At 58.0% G+C, this 18,763-nt stretch carries 14 protein-coding genes; 6 read left to right on the top strand and 8 right to left on the bottom strand.

Annotated elements, in window-relative coordinates:
* Positions 1-16 precede the first annotated feature (16 nt).
* From CYR55_RS17375 to CYR55_RS17400, 6 genes are all read right to left on the bottom strand, one after another.
* Entirely contained in the window at positions 17-1,174 is a 1,158-nt protein-coding gene (locus CYR55_RS17375) for a pyridoxal phosphate-dependent aminotransferase (RefSeq protein ID WP_101817619.1), read from the bottom strand.
* 21 nt (positions 1,175-1,195) lie between these two features.
* Positions 1,196-2,005, bottom strand: a complete 810-nt coding sequence (locus CYR55_RS17380) for an SDR family oxidoreductase (RefSeq protein WP_101817620.1) — start codon at positions 2,003-2,005, stop codon at positions 1,196-1,198.
* Complete coding sequence (locus CYR55_RS17385) at positions 2,002-3,690, bottom strand: hydantoinase B/oxoprolinase family protein (RefSeq protein ID WP_101817621.1); 1,689 nt, start codon at positions 3,688-3,690, stop codon at positions 2,002-2,004. The genes CYR55_RS17380 and CYR55_RS17385 overlap by 4 nt, the downstream gene beginning before the upstream one ends.
* Complete coding sequence (locus tag CYR55_RS17390) at positions 3,690-5,777, bottom strand: hydantoinase/oxoprolinase family protein (protein WP_101817622.1); 2,088 nt, start codon at positions 5,775-5,777, stop codon at positions 3,690-3,692. The genes CYR55_RS17385 and CYR55_RS17390 overlap by 1 nt, the downstream gene beginning before the upstream one ends.
* 42 nt (positions 5,778-5,819) lie before the next feature.
* Complete coding sequence (locus tag CYR55_RS17395; protein ID WP_101817623.1) at positions 5,820-7,160, bottom strand: MFS transporter; 1,341 nt, start codon at positions 7,158-7,160, stop codon at positions 5,820-5,822.
* A gap of 62 nt (positions 7,161-7,222) precedes the next feature.
* Positions 7,223-7,855, bottom strand: coding sequence for an RraA family protein (locus CYR55_RS17400; protein ID WP_101817624.1), 633 nt, complete (start codon positions 7,853-7,855; stop codon positions 7,223-7,225).
* A gap of 618 nt (positions 7,856-8,473) precedes the next feature.
* Between CYR55_RS17400 and CYR55_RS17405 the strand changes: the two genes are divergently transcribed.
* Positions 8,474-9,241, top strand: coding sequence for an SDR family oxidoreductase (locus CYR55_RS17405; protein WP_101817625.1), 768 nt, complete (start codon positions 8,474-8,476; stop codon positions 9,239-9,241).
* A gap of 58 nt (positions 9,242-9,299) precedes the next feature.
* Positions 9,300-10,340, top strand: coding sequence for an L-idonate 5-dehydrogenase (gene idnD / locus CYR55_RS17410; RefSeq protein WP_101817626.1), 1,041 nt, complete (start codon positions 9,300-9,302; stop codon positions 10,338-10,340).
* A 102-nt stretch (positions 10,341-10,442) separates the two neighbouring features.
* On the opposite strand, the gene CYR55_RS17415 is transcribed toward idnD, so the two are convergent.
* Positions 10,443-11,993 (bottom strand): sensor domain-containing diguanylate cyclase, encoded by a 1,551-nt coding sequence (locus CYR55_RS17415; protein WP_338153017.1) that lies wholly within the window; start codon positions 11,991-11,993, stop codon positions 10,443-10,445.
* A 762-nt stretch (positions 11,994-12,755) separates the two neighbouring features.
* On the opposite strand from CYR55_RS17415, the gene hpaD reads away from it, so the two are divergent.
* From hpaD to CYR55_RS17435, 4 genes are all read left to right on the top strand, one after another.
* Entirely contained in the window at positions 12,756-13,769 is a 1,014-nt protein-coding gene (hpaD, locus tag CYR55_RS17420; RefSeq protein ID WP_101817627.1) for a 3,4-dihydroxyphenylacetate 2,3-dioxygenase, read from the top strand.
* A gap of 99 nt (positions 13,770-13,868) precedes the next feature.
* Positions 13,869-15,104, top strand: a complete 1,236-nt coding sequence (locus CYR55_RS17425; RefSeq protein WP_101817628.1) for an MFS transporter — start codon at positions 13,869-13,871, stop codon at positions 15,102-15,104.
* 46 nt (positions 15,105-15,150) lie between these two features.
* A complete protein-coding gene (locus CYR55_RS17430) occupies positions 15,151-16,437 on the top strand; it encodes an FAD-dependent monooxygenase (RefSeq protein WP_101817629.1) in 1,287 nt (428 codons plus the stop codon).
* Between the two features lie 38 nt (positions 16,438-16,475).
* Positions 16,476-17,522: an amidohydrolase family protein gene (locus CYR55_RS17435; protein ID WP_101817630.1), complete on the top strand. Its 1,047-nt coding sequence runs from the start codon at positions 16,476-16,478 to the stop codon at positions 17,520-17,522.
* Positions 17,523-17,759: 237 nt separating this feature from the next.
* On the opposite strand, the gene CYR55_RS17440 is transcribed toward CYR55_RS17435, so the two are convergent.
* Positions 17,760-18,763: DUF2218 domain-containing protein (locus CYR55_RS17440; protein ID WP_338153018.1), on the bottom strand; the 1,004-nt coding region annotated here is incomplete at its 5' end.

Below are 18,763 nucleotides of genomic sequence, written 5' to 3' on the forward strand. Positions count from 1 at the left end.
TTTCTGCTCTGTCCGCTTACCGGAGCCTGGCCAGCCCGTGCCTGAGACGTTTGATCCCTTCACTGATGGCCTCTTTGCCGGCTGCGTAAGAGAGCCGGATATGCCCTTCCCCCGCTGCGCCGAATTCACTGCCCGGCCTGACGGCAATCCCCTGCTCACGCAATAACGCTACTATATCAATAGCCGGAACAGGCAGCGAATACGCCGGGAAGCAATAAAACGCCCCTTCCGGCGCATTCAGGCGCAGTTCAGGAATAGTCGCCAGCCCTTCCATCATCAGGGTGCGCCGTTCGCGATAGACGCCATACATGCGGCGCACATCGTCACGGCATTCGGTCAGCGCCACCAGCGCCGCACGCTGCACCGCACTGTTGACCGATCCATTCATCGTATTATGTACCCGTGCCGCCGCCGCGATCATCTCCGGCGGGCCGGCCAGGTACCCCACGCGCCAGCCAGTCATGGCATAGCTTTTGGAGAAAGTCTGGCAGTAGAGGGTCCGCCCGGCAAACGCGGGCACGTGCAACACGGAGGTGAAGGGCTTGTCCGTAAACACCAGATCGCTGTACGCCTCGTCCGCAATCACCAGCACATCATGTTTGCCGGCCAGTTTGCCCAGGCTTTCAATCTCTTCGCGGCTGTGGACAATGCCGGTCGGGTTGCCGGGGTTGCAGAACACAAAGAGTCTGGCGCCTTCCAGGCTGCTGTCCAGGCGCGCCAGATCCCAATGCAGATCGGTTTTACACGGCATCGGGACGCAAATCCCCCCCGCCATATTGACCAGATCGGCATACAGGGAGTAAGTGGGATCAGGGATGACCACCCGGTCGCCGGGGTTGACGATGGACAGGATAGCCGCGGCCAGCCCCGCCGTCCCGCCGTGGGTCACCAGCACTTCCCCAGCTTTCACCGGGCTGCCGCTCTGGAGGCTGATGTCCGCGGCCAGTGCCCGGCACAATGCCTTATCGCCCAGCAACGGCGCGTAGTGGGTAAAGCCGTTCTGCAACGCTTCAGCCGCGGCGTTGACAATACGGGACGGTGTATCGAAATCGGGTTCACCCATCGCCAGCGAGATCATGTCCTGGCTGGAGGCAGGCTGCTGGACGCGCAGGGAGGTGCGCTCAACGCGCAGCACCGCGTCGGAGGCATTAAAGGGGGTATTCAGTTGTGGCATAGAAACCTCAGTATCCGGGAATTAAAGCAAGGTATCGCGTTCAGCAAGGCACGCCGGCGGCGCATTTTTCCACCGGCCGGCTTCCAGGTCACCGGAGATATCACGCAGAGCCGTCGGCGCGACGCGCAGCTCCTCAATGACAGTCCGGGCAGGCAGTGAGGCGCAAAGCAAAATGGCCTCTGCCACATCGTCCGGCTGTACCATCTGTTCACGCACAGCGGGTGCCGGCGGGTTGGCCCGGTTATCCATAATCGGGGTATTGACCTCACCCGGCAGAATGCAGGTGGCACGGATACCGTTATTACGGAAGGTATTGTGCAGATAAGCCATAAAGTTCCGCACGCCCGCCTTGGCGGCCCCATACGCGGCACCGCCCAGCAGGTTCGGGCGCAGGGCAGCCAGCGAGGAGACCGTAATGATGGTGCCCTCCCGGCGGGCCAGCATGTCAGGCAGCACGGCCTGACTGAGCAGGAAAACAGCCTTGAGGTTCACGTCCTGAACCTGCTCCCACTCGGCTTCCTCAATCCAGCGTACGTTGAGGGTTTTACTGGCGCTGCCGGCATTGTTGACCAGAATATCCACCGGCCCGAGCTGCCGGCGCACCCCGCTGACCAGCGCCTCTACCTCGGTTTTTTTCTCAATGTGCGCGGCATGCACCCAGGCCCGCCCGCCCTGTTTTTCAATCACCTCCGCCACGCCTTCGAGCGCCTCTTTGCGCCGCCCGACCAGCACCACCCGTGCGCCCCGTTGCGCGAACATCAGGGCGGCGCTCTTACCGATGCCGCTGCCTGCGCCGGTCACAATCACGATTTTATCTTGTAAGGTATTCATGCCTTGCTCCCTGTCAGATCGTTAATATCGGCGCCATAATCACGACGCGCGCCCTCCTGGGTGATATACCCTTCCTGCAAATCGAACAGAATGGCCTGCGGATCACGCTCACCGGCGGGCATTTTGCCGCCGCCGCCCGGCATCTGGATGGTGACTTCATCACCCGGCAGGACATCATGGCGGCCAACCGGCCTGGCCAGCGGCCGGCCGTTGATGGCGACATAGTTGGGCGATCCGGCTTTGCCCCCCAGTACGCCTTCCGCCGGGTGTTTCTGGCGGGAGTAGAACATGCTGTGGGAAAGCGGATATTGACTGGTATTGCGGATAACCATGCGTTGCGCCACCCCGCCGCGGTAGCGCCCGGCGCCCCCCGAGTCAGGCACAATGGCCTTTTCCAGGAACAGCAGCGGCGTGGCGCTTTCGATCAACTCCACCGGCGTGGAGGACATATTTCCGGGAAAGCCGGTCACGATGCCGTCTGCTGCCGGGCGCGCGCCTGTGCCGCCATTCACGCACAGGCTCTCCACAAACCGCCGGCCGTCATCAAATTGCCCGGCAAAGACATCACAGGTCACGGGCGCGCTGCCGGAGTGCCCCATCACCCGCTCCGGCATAATCTCAGCAAGCGCGCTGAAGATGGCGGCGTGTGCCATATGGCCGACCCGGTTACGCATTTCCACCGCGCAGGGCGGGCGGGCATTGGCAATGGAGCCCTCCGGCGCGGTGACGGTGATAGACTTAAAACAGCCTTCATTGTTCGGCAGGTGCGGCTCGAGCAGGCACTTCAGCGGGTAGACGCTATAGGCATAGGTAAAGGACATCGGGCAGTTGCTGCCAAAGAGTGATTCTGCCGACGACCCGGTGTAGTCAATGACAATGTCGCTGCCGTTCACAATCACCGCCACTTGCAGGTGGATCTCCCCCTCATAGTCGCCGATATTCACAGCCGCCTCATAACGGCCGTCGGGAACGGCCTCAATCGCCTTGCGCATGGCATTTTCCGTCAGGGCATGAATTTTTTGCGCCAGCGGCGTGACGGACACCAGCCCCAGATCATCCATCAGGCCGAGCAGCCCCTGCGCGCCGATCTGGTTGGCGGCCAGCATCGCGTGCAGATCCCCCTCCACCTGATCCGGTGAGCGCACATTGGCCAGGAACAGATCCAGCAACTGCTGGTTCAGCTCGCCGCCCATCGCCAGCTTACTGGGCGGGATCAGGAACCCCTCCTCAAACATGTCACGCGAGGAGCCCATATTCAGGGAGCCGCCAATATCAGACATATGGGCGGCAGAGCCGGTAAAGGCCACCAGCCGGCCATGCCGGAATACCGGTGTGACCACGGTAACGTCATTGAGGTGGCCGGTGCCCAGCCACGGGTCATTGGTTATGAGGCTGTCGCCGGGCTTCAGCGTCTCTGCGGGGAATTTCGCCAGCAGGTGCCGCACCGTCGCCGGCAGGGTGCCGATGAACACCGGCACGCTGGTTTTCGGCTGGGCCAGTGAGTTGCCCTCGGCATCCATCAGCAGGCAGGAGTAGTCACCCACCTCGCGGATGATGCTGGAGAACGCCATGTTGACCAGGGTTGCCGCCGCTTCTTCAGAGATACTGACCAGGCGGTCCCAGGTGATACGCAGGCTGATAGGGTCATCAAGAAAACGCAGATTTTCAGGGGTGGAAGATGTCATCAGTTCAGCTCCATCAGGATATTGCCTTGCTCATCCAGTACCGCAGACGCGCCCGGGCCGATATAAATGGCACACTCTTTTTCTTGTAACAGGGCGGGGCCATGCAGGCGCCGGCCTGTGGTGAACAGGCTGCGCGGAACGACCCGGCAGTCGCTGAAGCCCTGCTCCCGGCCAAGATAGACCTTGAGCGTTTTCTCCTGAACGTGCGGTTCCGGATCCTGTGGGTAATCGGTGGTATTCAGCTTTGGCGGCGTGGTGTGTACGCGGCCGCGCCAGTTCACCACCTCCACACGCTGCCCGGGCAGCGTCCGCCCAAAGCGCGCCAGGTGGGCGGCCTCAAAAGCCGCGACCAGTGATGCCACCGCCCCTTGCTCAAAAAAAGCCTCCGGCAAGGCCACGGTAAGCCCGGCGCCCTGGCCGACATAGCGCACATCAGCCAGCCGTTGCAGGGTGGCGGTGGCGGGATCGACATTGGCGGCCGCCAGCGTCGTAAAGGCTTCATCAAACCCTTCGGCAAATACCGCCTCCACGCGGCGGGTATCCAGGCCCGGGCTGAGCGGGCAGCGGTCGCTGCGGACAAAATCAGCACTCGGCGGCGCGGTAAGCAGGCCGAACGCGGAATAGACACCGGCACCGTTCGGGAAATAGACGCGCTTCACCTCCAGCTGCTTTGCCAGGGACCAGGCATGGCTCGGCCCTGCGCCCCCGAACGCCAGCATCGTCATGTGTGACGGGCTGACGTTTTTTTCGACGGCATGGGTACGCAGCGCCTCTGACATTTTGCTGTTTGCCACCTCATGGATCCCCCAGGCCGCCTCTTCAATAGAGAACCCCAGTGGCTCGGCCACGCGGCGGATGGCATGCCGGGCGGCTTCCCTGTCAAGCACCATGCGGCCGCCGAGGAAGGCATCCGGGTCCAGCAGGCCCAATACCAGGTTGGCATCCGTGACCGTGGGCTGCTCGCCGCCACGGCCGTAGCAGGCCGGCCCCGGCCATGCGCTGGCGCTCTCCGGGCCGATTTCAAGCAGCCCGAGGGAGTCCACGCGTGCAATGCTGCCACCGCCCGCCCCGATCTCAATCATGTCCACCACCGGCAGCTTCACCGGCAGGCCGCTGCCTTTGAGCAGGCGATCGGCACGGCCCACTTCATAATCGGTAGTGATGGACGGCTCCCCATTGCGCACCACGCACGCTTTGGCCGTCGTTCCGCCCATATCAAACGCCAGCACCTGAGCGAGAGCGTTACGGCGCGCGAAGGCCGCCGTGGCCACAATGCCGCCGGCCGGGCCGGATTCAATAATGCGGGTTGGGTAGTCAGCCGCGACTTGCGGGGCCATCAGGCCACCGTTGGATCCCATCACCAACCAGTCACAGGTAAAGCCCCCCTCGAGCAGCTTGCTCTCGAGCCGCGCCATGTAACGGCGGGCTTTGGGCTTGATGAAGGCGTTCATGGCGGTCAGCACGCCACGGTCATATTCGCGCATCTCCCGCGAAACCTTATGGGACAAGGAAACCGGCACGCCCGGCAGCTCGCGCGCCAGAATAGCCTCAATACGCATCTCGTTTTCCGGCCAGGCGTAAGCATGCATACAGAGCACAGCGACAGACTCATAGCCCGCTTGCCGCAGCGTGGCAGCCAGCCGGACGACCTCGCCTTCATCCAGCGGCGTGATGGCCTCCCCGCGTGCCGTTACCCGCTCATTGATCTCATAGGCCTGTGCGCGCGGCAGCAGCGGCTGCGCCGGCGCGCCGTTCAGGTCATAGATGTCATAACGGTATTCGCGCCCCAGCACCAGCACGTCACGGAAGCCGCGCGTCACCACCAGGGCCGTCTTCGCCCCGCGGCGCTCCAGCAGGGCATTGATCGCCAGCGTGGTGCCGTGGGTGAGGGTATGGATATCGCCGGGTGCCAGCCCCGCCATCTCCACCAGTTGGGTCAGGCCGGTATAGGCACCTTCTGACGGGTCTTCCGGCGTCGTCAGCGTTTTATGGCGAAAGGTTTCGCCTGTTTCATCATTCAACAAAACCAGGTCGGTAAAGGTACCGCCGATATCAAACCCCATGCGCCAGGGTGATGTGTTTTTCATAATGACCTCGAATAGCGTGCAGATTGCTGTGGCCCGCCGCTGTTACTCATCGTTAAGCGGCTTGCCGGCGGTTTCTTTGAGTGTGAAGGCGCTGAGCAGCGTAATGAATGCTGTAAGCATCACCATAAAACTGGGAATGGCGGCGATGCCTGTCAGGCTGATAAGCCAGGTCATCAGCAGGGGGGCAGAGCCGCCGAAGATGACGGTCGACAGGTTGAAACCGATGCTGTAAGCACTGTAGCGAACGGTGGTCGGGAACATCTCGGCCAGGGTAGCCTGGATCACGCCGGCATGGCCGGCAAAGGCCAGTGCCAGGAGTACGGCCGCCATACAGGCCAGCGGCATCATACCCAGCGTCAATAACCAGAAGCAGGGCCAGGCCAGCACGCCCATCATTATGGCCGAGGCAATCAGCAGCGGCCGGCGGCCAAGGCGATCAGAGAGCCAGGCCATCAAGGGGATGGCGGCCACAATCGTGAGCAAGCCGCATGCCGTCACCATCAGGCTCTGGATCTGCGGGAAGTGCATGACCTTGTTGAGGTAGGTCGGCATATAGACAAACAGGATGTAGTAACCCGGCCCGTTTACTGCCGGCAGTGTGATGGCCAGGGCGATGGCTTTCAGGTGGCGTCTGGAGGTCAGCACCTCGCGGATCGGGTTGCGGACAACGCGCTGGCTCGACTTCACCAGCTGAAAATGGGGGGTGTCCTGGATACGCGTGCGGATATACACCCCCACCAGGGCCATCGGGATGGCGAGCAGGAAAGGAATGCGCCACCCCCAGCTGTTCATTGCCCCGGTGCCCAGCAGGAGCATCAGCACCGTAATCAGCAGGCTGCCGAACAACAGGGCGATAAAAGAGCCCATCACCAGCGGCGACATCACAACGGCGCGGCGATGGTCCTCTGCATATTCGGCCACAAAGGAGCCTGCCCCCGAGACTTCGCCGCCGGCGGAGAAGCCCTGGATAATACGCAGGAGAATAAGCAGCGCCGGGGCCAGCCAGCCGAGGGTGGCATAACCCGGCAGCAGGCCAATGGCCGCCGTAGCCAGCGAGATCATCAGCAACAGGATAGCCAATAATTTCTGGCGGCCCATCCTGTCCCCCAGGTAGCCGCAAATAATGCCGCCGAAGGGGCGCACCACAAAGCTGACCGTAAAGCCGAGGTAGGTCAGCATCAGCCCGGCATCGCTGGTGCCCATGTTACCGGAAGAAAAGACCAGTACCAGCGAACTGACCAGCAAGCCATAGATGCCGTAATCGTACCATTCAACAAATGACCCGACGCCCCCCGCCAGCGACGCCCGGCGGACCGTGTTACTCTTGTGCGCTCTCACTTTCGGCAAAGTGTAATCTATTGATACGGCTTGTGATTTAGTCATATGATTACCCTGGAACCCTGTTGTGGCCGGCCGGAGCATCGCAGCCCGGCGCATTAAACATCTCAGCGGTACTGTTTCGTCACCTCTGCCGTCATCTCGGCTTCACGCTGTGCCACCTCTTTCACCTTCTGCAGGATCTCCTCCGCCCGCCGGAAAGGGATAATAATGAGGCCGTCATCATCCCCCACGACGATATCGCCGGGGCAGCAGACCACGCCGCCGATAGCGACCGGCTCGCCAATCACGCCGGGGCCGTTTTTATAGGGGCCGGCGGGCGAGATACCGCGGCAGAAAGTAGGAAAGCCGGTGGATTCAATGACCTTGCGATCGCGCACCGCGCCGTCAATAACTTGTGCAGCAGCCCCGGCATGCTGGAAGCGTTGCGTCAGCTGCTCCCCCACCAGCGCCCGATCGGTATGCCCCATGCCATTAATCATGATGACGTCGCCGGGCTGAATATAATCAAGGCACTTAATTACTGCGGCATTATCCCCTGCGGTGACCTGAACAGGTAATGCGAACCCCACAAAATGCATTCCTGAATTAAGCGGTGAAATACCGGCGTCACACATATTCAAACGTTCCATGGCATCACCAATATTCGCTACCGGGAAAGGCAAGAATGCATCAAGCCATTTATTATCCGACCGCTCCCGACTTCCTGAAATACGCACAGCAGCTGTTTCAAGAGACATGGCATAACCCCTTTAAATTGAAAACACCTTATCAAGTGAGAATCTTTTATCACTTGACCTGAGCGTTTATCAATCACTTTTTTCGGGCCATGTGAAGCATTTGTGACGCAGATCGAGCTTCTTAACCTGAATTTAACACGGGTGTAGTTTTAATATAATACACTGTTTTGTAAGTAAATTCTCTTGATAATCACGTATTGACGGCGCTAAAAACTGCCCATAAACCGTCTCTTTTATCGCTTTTTTAGCGTTCATACGGCTTTCTTATACCTATTTCCCCAAAAAAGTGCGTTTTTCAAGTTAATGGCGATTTATATGCATGGTATGAGTGCAAAGGGCATTTATAAAAACAGGCAGCGCGCCAATACCCCGTTTCTACGGGTTATTTTACAGAATACCTCATGGAGGGCTGCACAATGTTGGTGTCACCGGGGAAAGGAAAATCTTCTTATACTGACCTTGCCGGATGGGAGGCTATTCTCCATGCCGGCTATTATTTTTTTAATTACGCTGGCAACTTTGTGATCCATGCGCCACTCTTTTAATTTGCCGATTGTCGGGAAAAAATATCTGACGTAGAACCTCATTCACTTATTGTTCACTTAATTGGAAATGACGATGAATAACCTGTTTACTTTATCCGGGAAAACCGCCCTTATCACCGGCTCTACCCGGGGACTTGGCTTTGCCTATGCCGCCGGTTTGGCAGAAGCAGGCGCGCGCATCATCCTTAACGGCACGCGTCAGGCGCATATGGATAAGGCGCTCTCCCAATTGCAGGCCAAGGGTGTTGAGGCGCGTGGTTTTTTGTTTGACGTCGCCCAGGAAGAGCAGATTGAGCAGGTATTCAACCAGCTCGACGCCGAGGGCGTACACGTCGACATCGTGATTAACAATGCCGGCATACAGTTTCGCAAACCGATGCTGGAGCTGGCCCTGAGCGACTGGCAGCGGGTGATTGATACCAACCTGACCAGCGCCTTCCTGGTCGGCCGGGCGGCGGCACGGCGCATGGTCGCACGTCACCGCGGCGGCAAGATCATCAACATCGGCTCGCTGACCAGCGAGGCGGCGCGCGCCACCGTGGCGCCCTATACCGCGGCCAAAGGCGGCATCAAGCTGTTAACAAAATCCATGGCGGCGGAATGGGCACAATACAACATTCAGACCAACGGCATCGGCCCGGGATATATTTTAACCGATATGAACGAGGCCCTGGTCAACGACCAGGCATTCAACGCATGGGTATGCAGCAGCAACCCCTCGGGGCGCTGGGGCCGGCCTGAGGAGCTGATTGGCACGGCTATCTACCTGGCCTCGGACGCCTCAGCCTATGTGAACGGCCAGATGATCTATGTCGACGGTGGCTGGCTGGCCACACTTTAACGGGCAACCCGCCCATGACGCAGTGCTTTCCGGTACACATTTCCTATCAGGAGCCAACATGCAGCAGAAGCGTGTCAACGCCGTGGTCATCAGCCAGGCGCATGAAGTCAGTTACCAGCCCCATGACATGACCTGGGAGGAGACTCAGGCGCTGGTAAAAGTCGAACGTGGTGGGATATGCGGCTCGGATATCCACTATTTCCTGCATGGCCGCGCCGGGATGTCGATCCTGAAAGCGCCGATGGTGCTTGGGCACGAGCTTATCGGCAGGGTTGAATACGCGCCGGCCGGAAGCGGCCTGGCGGCTGGGCAGCCGGTGGCGGTTAACCCGTCATTCCCCTGCCGTCGCTGTTCACTCTGCCATGAGGGCAAAGCCAACCTGTGCCGCGCGATGCGGTTTATGGGAAGCGCACAGTTCTTCCCGCATGTTAACGGGGGGTTTGCCGAGTATGTGGCGGTGCAGCCTGAACAATGCATCCCCTATGATCCGCAGGCCGACCCACGCGCCATTGCGTTTGCCGAGCCATTGGCCGTCTGCATCCATGCCGTGCGGCAGGCCGGCGATCTGGTGGGCAAAAAGGTGTTGGTCACCGGTGCCGGCCCGATAGGTTGCCTGGTCATTGCCGCAGCGCGGGCCGCCGGTGCTGCCCATATTACCGCCACCGATCTGAGTGAACGCTGCCGGTCGCTGGCGCTGGAAATGGGTGCCGATGCGGCTGTGGATCCGCGTGATGAGGCGCTGACAGCAGGCTGGGCAAGTGATGGCGGGGTCTATGACGTCAGCATGGAGGCATCGGGCGCGCCTGCGGCAATTGCGTCCATGGTCGCCTATACGCGCCCGGGTGGAACGATCATCCAGCTCGGCATGGGCGTTCCGGAAATCGCTTACCCGGTCGGAAGCTTGCTGGTGAAAGAGTTAGTCTTAAAAGGCTCTTTCCGCTTCAACGGGGAGTTTGAAACGGCGGTGCGCTGGCTGGAGTCAAAACGCATTGATCCCCTGCCCCTGTTAAGTGCGGAGATGCCGATGCGCGAGGCGGCCCCGGCACTGGCGCTGGCAGCCGATAAAGGGCGGGCGGCTAAGGTACAGCTGACCTTCTGAGAGGCCATTTGCCCTCACATGGCGCGGTTTAGCATGGGCCATGTGAGGCTTTTTATTACGTGCCGATGCCCTTCCGGCAGGGTAATGACGGCTGAGGGGCGGTTATCCCGCAGCCATCGCCCGGTTACGGCCGCGGTGTTTGGCCTCATAAAGCATGGCGTCTGCCCTCTCCCTGAACTGCGTTGCCTCGCCCTCATGCCCATCGGCGATAATCGTGCAACACCCGGCGCTGATGGTCACTACTTTATTGGGCAGCGCCGTGGCCCCATGCACCATCCCTGCCTCCCTGATCGCCCTGACCGCCCCGTCAGCGATTTTCTTCGCGTCGGCCGCATTCGTGAAAGGCAGAATAATGGCAAACTCCTCCCCGCCGTAGCGGGCCACCAGGTCTGTGTGGCGATGGGTGACGTTACTGAGCAGGCCGCCCACCTTTTTCAGGCACATGTCCCCCGCGACATGCCCGTAGGTATCGTTGTAATGCTTGAAAAAGTCGATATCCATCATGATGAGCGAAATAGGCTCGCCCGATTTCCGCGAACGTTCCAGGCCCTGGTCAAGCAGTGCGTCAAAGTGCCGGCGGTTTGCCAGCCCGGTCAGCCCGTCTACCAGGGCCAGCGATTGCAGGGTACGGTTGATGGTGGTCAGCTCGTCTTTGGTCTGGGTCAGTTCAAGCTGGTTCCTGACGCTGGTTCTGACTTGCCTCAGCACAATCAGCCCCATGCCGATAATCACCGCCAATAACACCAGGTTCAGCACCACGGCGGTCAGGTTAGCGGACAGCCATTCCGACCGTAATCTGTCCCGGTCATAGCCCACCAGCACAATCAGCGGGTAGCGCCCGAAGCGGGCATGGCCGAATATCCGGTTCACGCCGTCCAGCGAGGAGCGCCAGGTATCGTTGCCGCTGTTCGAGGCCTTTTGCGGCGTTTTAAACAGCGGGCTGGCGGTGAGCCTCCGGTCAATGAACGTGTCCGGGAAAGGACGCATATAGAGGATGGAGGTGTCGGTCAGGATCAGCCCCAGTTCATCCCGCTCGCCCAGCGTGTAATAGCTGTAAAAATGTTTGAAGTAGTCCACTTTTACCGCAGCCAGCACGATGCCGGCAAAATTACCCGCGCTGTCATCCAGGCGTACGGTTACCGGGATAAACAGATCGGCGGTGGAGCGGCTGTAAATCACATGGCTGATATGCACATTGGCGTCAGTATGGGTGCGGTGCCAGATAAAATACTCCCGGTCTGCGTTGCTGAATTTGGCCGGGATGTAACGCCCCGACGTGGCCACCCGGTTCCCGTCTGCATCAAAGACCGACAGGGAATGCAGTTGCGTCAGCTTGGCCTGCTGCTCCTGCAACTGGCGGGTAAAGGCGGGCGTGGCGGCATACTCCAGGCCGTTCTGCCGGAGGTGCCTCACCACTTCGCCCAACGAGATATCCACCTGGAGGAAAGTATCCTCTGCCTGTCGGGCCAACGAGACAGAGAGGTTCCGGGCATCATCTTCCTTCTCTTTTAGCCTGTGCTGCCAGGCGTCCCACAGCGACCACCCATTAATAACGATAACGGCGAGGGTCGTCAGCAGCAGAAACGCCGTCATGCTTTTGCCCAAAGGGGTGTGCGTGAGTGACAGGGAGGTATTGCCGGGTTTGGCGTTCACAGTCTGGTGTCCTGTTGCTCTGAGAATGAAGAGATAGGGTGGAATGCGTCTCCTGCGGGGTGCCATTGCGGAACTCCTCCGGCTCACAGACAGCGACCAGGGAAGGTTTCACAGATGATAACTCCTGGGTACTATTATCGGCAGGCGCCGGAGAAGCCCCAGTCACTTTGTTGCAAATAACCGTTCTGCGGGAAATAAAATGTAACGTAAAAGTAAATACACCTCAGGTGATAAGGGGTATTTCAGCTGCTCGCACTTTACCGACGCGTCGGATACCGCATCCATGCACCCGCTGAGTTACCCTGGGAATATAGCCTTAAAGCAGAAAAGACATCACCGAAGCTATAACCTGCCCGATGTTTTCCAGGAGTGCAGAGGTTTAACGTTGCTGAAAGACTACCTTCAGGCCCGGCTTGCCGGGTCTGAGGGAAAAATAAGAACTTATAAGAGTGCAGACACGCCGTTTTCACCTTCTGGCGACGCAACCGGCCTGCCCGTAACGGCTCCTTACGTCGCGATGTCATCCCCCCTTCCCTTCGCTTAAAACCCCTCTTTGAACCTTTTTTAGCCTTCATCCTGAACTGTGCGCTTGATCTCCAATTCGCCATACATAATGAGATATATCTACTAACACGATATATCTAGATTTTCCGGTTACCGATGTCAGTTGTAGTAACCGGGGCCAAAAGCGGGCCGGCTGCGTTATCGCCGGCTCAAATAACAATACTGACAATCGCTTCGTCTGAAAGAGAGAACGTACCCATGCCACATATCGATGAGTTGGTTTTGGATCCCCCCTTTAACGTGACGCGTGCCGGCCACGTCGTGCTTGATGTCCGCGACCTCAATGCCAGCCGGCATTTCTATACAGAGCTGGTCGGGTTAGTAGTGAGTGATGAAGATGATTCAGCGGTGTATTTACGCGGCCTTGAAGAGCGCGGGCACCACAGTTTAGTGCTGCGAGAATCCTCTGAAGCAACCTGCGCATGTCTCGGAATGCGCGTACGGAATGAAGACGATATCTTTAAGGCACAGGATTATTTCGCTGCACAGGGCAGAACGGCAACCCTGGTTGAGGTGCCTTATCAGGGGCTTACGCTGCGCGTCAGAGACGATGCGGGTGTGCCGCTCGAATTTTGTGCATCGATGGAGCCGCGTGAGCGGATGCTGAAACAGTATCAGCATTATCGCGGAGCCAGCGCACAGCGCCTTGATCACTACCAATTGCAGGTCAGTGATATCCGCCAGGCGTGGCGGTTCTATCAGGCGCTTGGATTTCGCGTCAGTGAGTATACCTATTCGACGATCGGCGACCGGCAGCATCTTTGGGGCGTCTGGCTGCAACGAAAAGGCAATCCACACGATATTGTCTTCACCCAGGGCCCCGGCCCGCGCCTGCATCACTTTGCCTATACCCTGCCGGATTCCAACGACATGATCCGCGCCTGCGATGTGGCCGGTGCGTTAGGTTATGCGCCCTGCCTGGAACGTGGCCCCGGCCGCCACGGGATCAGCGGTGCACTGTTTACCTACTTCCGCGATCCTGACGGGCATCGCATCGAATTATTTAATACTCATTATCAGCATATCGATCTGGAGCCGGCGCTCGGCTGGGATTTAGCTGACCCCAAACGCGCCGATCAGTGGGGGCTGCCTGCCCAGAAGAAGTGGTTTACCGAAGCCACCCCCTTTACGGATGTGGCGCTCACTGAACCCGACATCCGTGTCGATCCCCCCACGCTGGAACGTTTTCTTGCCCTGGCTAACGATGGCTGATCGTTCTGCAGTAGCACGGTAAAACGCGGGGCGCAAAGCCCGCTACCCCACTGTTTCTGCCTCCGCAGACGGTGATAACAGCTATCGGGAGAAAGGATCGTGAGTGCATTCATTCAAAATCCGCTGGTCAGAATTCTCGTTGCCTACGCCCTCGGCGTAATGGCCGCCATGACCGTCAGCGAAGCCGTCACTGAATTAGGTTCTATCGCTAAAGAGTTTCGCCTGGCCGACCACAGCCAGATCGGCCTCATCATGTCGCTGCCGTCGCTGATGGTTGCGCTGGGTGCCCTGCTGGCAGGTTATCTTGTCGATCGTGCAGGTGACCGTATTGTGCTGTTAGCAGGGGCTGCCGTTATCGTCATTGGCGATCTCTGTGTTGTTGCCGCCCCCGCCTTCAACCTGCTGTTGGCGGGCCGTATCGTCACGGGCATAGGGTATGTCATGACGGCGGTTGCTGCGGTGACGCTGTTAATTCGTATTACCACCGGAAAGCAACGCAATATGGCGATGGCGTTATGGTCAACCTTCGTTCCCGCCAGCTTTCTGCTGCCCTTTCTTTCGGCTGGTCTTGCTGACCACTTCAGTAACTGGCGCGCCGCGTTTATTGCGCATTCGCTCCTGACACTGCTGCTGGCATTCATTGCCATGATTAGCCTGCCTCGCCGGACGCCTGAAGAGAAAGCGCAGTTTTCCCGCACGCGTGGCCTGCGGGCGGTATTGAGAAGCCCGCTTATCTATCTGCTCGGCATTTCATTTGGTGCCGACGCCTTTTTACAAACCGGCATTATTTCCACGCTTGCGCCCTATTTATCGAAACGCTACGGCGTACCGCTGGTGGAAGTAGCGCACTGGAATGTGGTGGCGATGGTGTGTAACGGCATTGGCTGCCTGATGGTGGGCGCAATGCTTAACCGGGGCGTGAAAGCCGCCGCGATTGGGCTCACAGGGCTTGTCCTTACAGGGATTCCGGCACTCGCGGTATACCTGCTGCCGCTCGGGTTCATGTTTTCTGTCGGTGCATCATGGCTGTTTATGTTTGGCAGCGGCCTGCTGGTCGGCATGTGGGCACTGGCACCGGTCGTTGCGCCGTCGCGTGAAAGCATAGGTGCCACCAGCGGCCTGATTACCCAACTGACCCTGGTCGGCGTGTTCTTAGGCCCCCCGCTGTTTATTGCTGCGCAACGCAGCGGCAGCACCCAGTCACTCGCCATCCTGGTGACCGGAGGGCTGGTTGTCTGCCTGGCAGGCGTGCCGATCTGGTTGCGTAATGTCACCCATCATCCGGGACGCGATGCCCCTGCTGCTGACCGCAGCACCCTGAAAAGCCATATCTGAACCCCCTGAACGCTGAACTTAAAATTCATAACAAGAGGAAGTCACTATGTTGGATATCGTCATCATCGGCGCGGGTCCGGCTGGCCTTGCCACTGCCCTGCGCCTGCATCAGCAGGGTTTTCGCCCGCGGCTGTTTGAAGCGGTTGCAGAAATCAAACCGCTGGGTGTCGGCGTTGACATCAAACCCTATGCCGTCAGGGAAATTACCGAGCTGGGTTTATACGACGCGTTTGTCGACATTTCAGTAGAAGCACAAGAATCGATCTTTTACACCGGCTACGGGCAGCAAATTTTTGCAGAACAATGCGGCCGCTATATGGGCTACGAGCATGACCAGCGATTTGTTCATCGTGGCCGCCTGCAAATGATGCTCTATAAAGCCGTACAGGAACGGTTAGGCGAAGAGGCTATTACGCTCGGCTGTCGTTGTCGCGCATTTGAGCAGGATGAAAACGGCGTCACTGTTCATTTTGATACCCACCTGAACCCTGATGCGCCGCAGAGCGTGCGCGCCGATGTGGTGATTGGCGTCGACGGTATTCGTTCCGTTGTGCGCAGCAAACTGCTGCCTGAATCTGCCCGCAGTCATTTTTCTGGTTTAACGCTTTATCGCGGCGTCACCGTGATGCCGCCATTTAAAACCGGCGGCAGCATTCTGCACATCGGCGATCCGATCCGCCAGGGGACGCTGATCGTTTATCCGATACAGGACAACGTAGATGGCAACGGCAACCAGCTGGTCAACTGGGTTATCGAGCAGAACGAAAAGCCGCAGAGCGAAGAGGACTGGAATCAGGAAACCGGTGTGAAAGAGGTGGAGCATATCTTTGACGACTGCACACTCGATTTCCTCAATGTCAGTGAAATGATCCGCAATGCCCGCGAGTGCTACCTGTTTCCCCTCATCGACCACGACCCGCTGCCGCAATGGTCATTTGGCCGTATCACACTGCTGGGCGATGCCGCACATGCCATGTATCCGCGCGGCGGCAACAGCGTGTGCCAGGCATTTGTGGATGCGCGCGTGATTGCCGAAAAACTGGCGTCTGTAGCCGATCCTGTGGAAGCACTCCGCGCTTATGAAAATGAACGTCGCGAGAAGGTGAACTGGTTGGTTCTTGCCTCACGTGGCGAGGGCCCGGAAGTGGTGCGCCGCATCGTAGAGGAGCGCAGTGGGGGAAAACCATTTGAGGATATAGAAGCCATTTTTCCTCATGAAGAAGCGTTGTCGATATTCAGCGAATACCACGCCAAAGCGGGTATGCGTATTCCGACAGAGAAAGAGACAGACCAGCCGGCTAAATACAAGTCGGTCTTTGCCACACAAAAATAACCTGAAGACCTCTTAACGTAGACAGAAAGGAACGGATTATGAGCAAGATTATTGATTCCAATATGCACTGGCTGCCGGGTGAACTTTTCTCGGATAAGAAACTGCTTAGCGCTTTCCTCGACTGTGTGCCCAAACAATACGGCGTGCATACCCGGGTGGAAAAAATCGAAGGAAAAGACCTAAGCCAGTTGATTATTGAACAACCAAAAGGCTATGTGAATCTCAACTATGCCGAAGGCCAGTACACGCTGGAAAGCCAGCTCGCCGACATGGAAAAAGCCGGTGTGGATCACGCTATTTTCCGTCTGCCGGTGTGGCAGGAGTGGCTCGACTTAGAGACCTGCAAAGAGGTCAACACCCGTATGGCAGACTATGTGAACCGTAGTGAAGGCCGGATGTCGGCGCTGGCGGTGGTGCCGCCATGGGGGACTGATGATTGCCTGCGGGAAGTCGATCGCTGCCTGGAGCAGCTCGGTTTTCGTGGCGCACAAATTGTGGCGCACTACGGCCAGATCTATCTCGATGATGCGGCGTTTCGTCCGTACCTGAAATTCCTCAATGACCTGAATGTGCCGGTTGTGGTGCATCACACCCCGCTGCCGGTCGATTTCAATTCGGTTCTGCCTTATACCAACCAGCGCCGCCAGTTTGGACGCTGCGTTGATCAGGCCACGGCGGTAGGCCGTGAACTGTTCAGCGGCATGTTCGATGAATTACCGAACCTGCGCTTTATTCACTCCATGCTGGGTGGGGCCTTTTATGCCTTTGCCGACATGCTGGTGCCGCCGCAACATCAGTTTAACGATGCGGTCGATCGTTTCCAGACCGGCACCGGAAACCTGCGCGCCCAACTGAGCAATAACATCTTCTTCGACACGTCAGGCGCCCCGCAGTGGGGTAAAGCGCAACTCGAAGCGGCAGTGAAAGTGATTGGCGGTAAAAATATTCTCTACGGCAGCTCATATCCGATCCGTAAAGACTGGTTCTTCAAGGGCATTGACACTATCCAGAGTCTGGAAATCAGCGAAGAGGATAAAGCCAATATCCTGGGCGGTAATGCCGCGCGTATTTTCAAACTGGAGTAACGCGTTCCGGCAGTGCGCTCTGTTGTAAAACCCCCGGTGTTTTATTTACTGCTCAGTCACCATGCTGGGAGCGGCGGGCTTGGGTTCGCCGCATTTTTGCCCGGCAGGATGAAATAAAGGAGATTTTCCTTGGAACAGAACCGGCTTGTCAGTTTCTCCACACTTGATAGGGGGGCTGCAAGAGTAAGCCATAAAATGCAGATGCGCCGGAAAGCGTCTGCATTTCTTCTCATGCCATTAAACAGACTGCCAGGTTACATGCAGCTTTTCACGCACAGCGGCTTCGTCGAGATGCCGCACTAAAATATGCTGCATCTCATAAAGTTTTTCTATGTTAAGTGCGGTTAAGCTCACCCGGAAAATGCCTTCCAGCGCCTCCATACGCACTTCGCCCATACTCATGCGAAAATGGCCGCTGTTCTCATCGGTCACAACGGGAGTTTGGTGTTGAAAATGGCTACAAAGGCGACGTAAAAAACGTTCGCCATTCGGGGTGACGATATCGGCAACGCATTTTACCGCCCCTTCGCTTAACACCGGCGCATTGAGCAACGCTTCAATTTGATTCGCTGCCACATGAATAATATCGCCGATACGCGCAATCGCGTCATCGGCAACCGGCCCCCTTTTAACGCGCAAACTCAGCGCACGCTTCAGGTGGTCCATTGCCTCTACAATTGCCTGGGGTGATTTGCCATGTGCATCCGGCACCACACGTGCCATCAGCATATCGGTCACGCCTTTATTGGCACTGAGAAAGGCATGGCCTTCACGGGTGATACTGTAGCGTTTACGCCCACCCTTTTCTAAATCGATTTCCGTGTAGCCGCGATCATAAAGCCAGGTTAAGGCAGGATAAATAACGCCCGGGCTGGGTTTATATGTGCCGCCCAGGCGCTCTTTGACTTCATGGATCAGTTCGTAGCCGTGGCTGGATTGTTTGGCGATCATTGCCAGCAACAGCAGGCGCAGTTCACCATAGTCGAAGGCGCGCGTGCGCCGGCCTGGTTTACCACTGACCTGTACTGCCGCACTGTCGGCTTGCCCGGTGCTGAGATTATCTGCAATCTCATCCGAACGGCGATTCTGCCCCATTATTACTCCGTTCAATAGCCATACAATATAACCGGATTTTAAATATATCGGAAAAGCCGTCACTGACCAACCCAGCACAGGCAATATAGACAAACAGGCAGGCGGGCGCACATGCTGCCCGCCGCCCTTATCTGCCCAACACCGCC

The sequence above is a fragment of the Chimaeribacter californicus genome (assembly GCF_002858675.1).
GTDB lineage: Bacteria > Pseudomonadota > Gammaproteobacteria > Enterobacterales > Enterobacteriaceae > Chimaeribacter > Chimaeribacter californicus.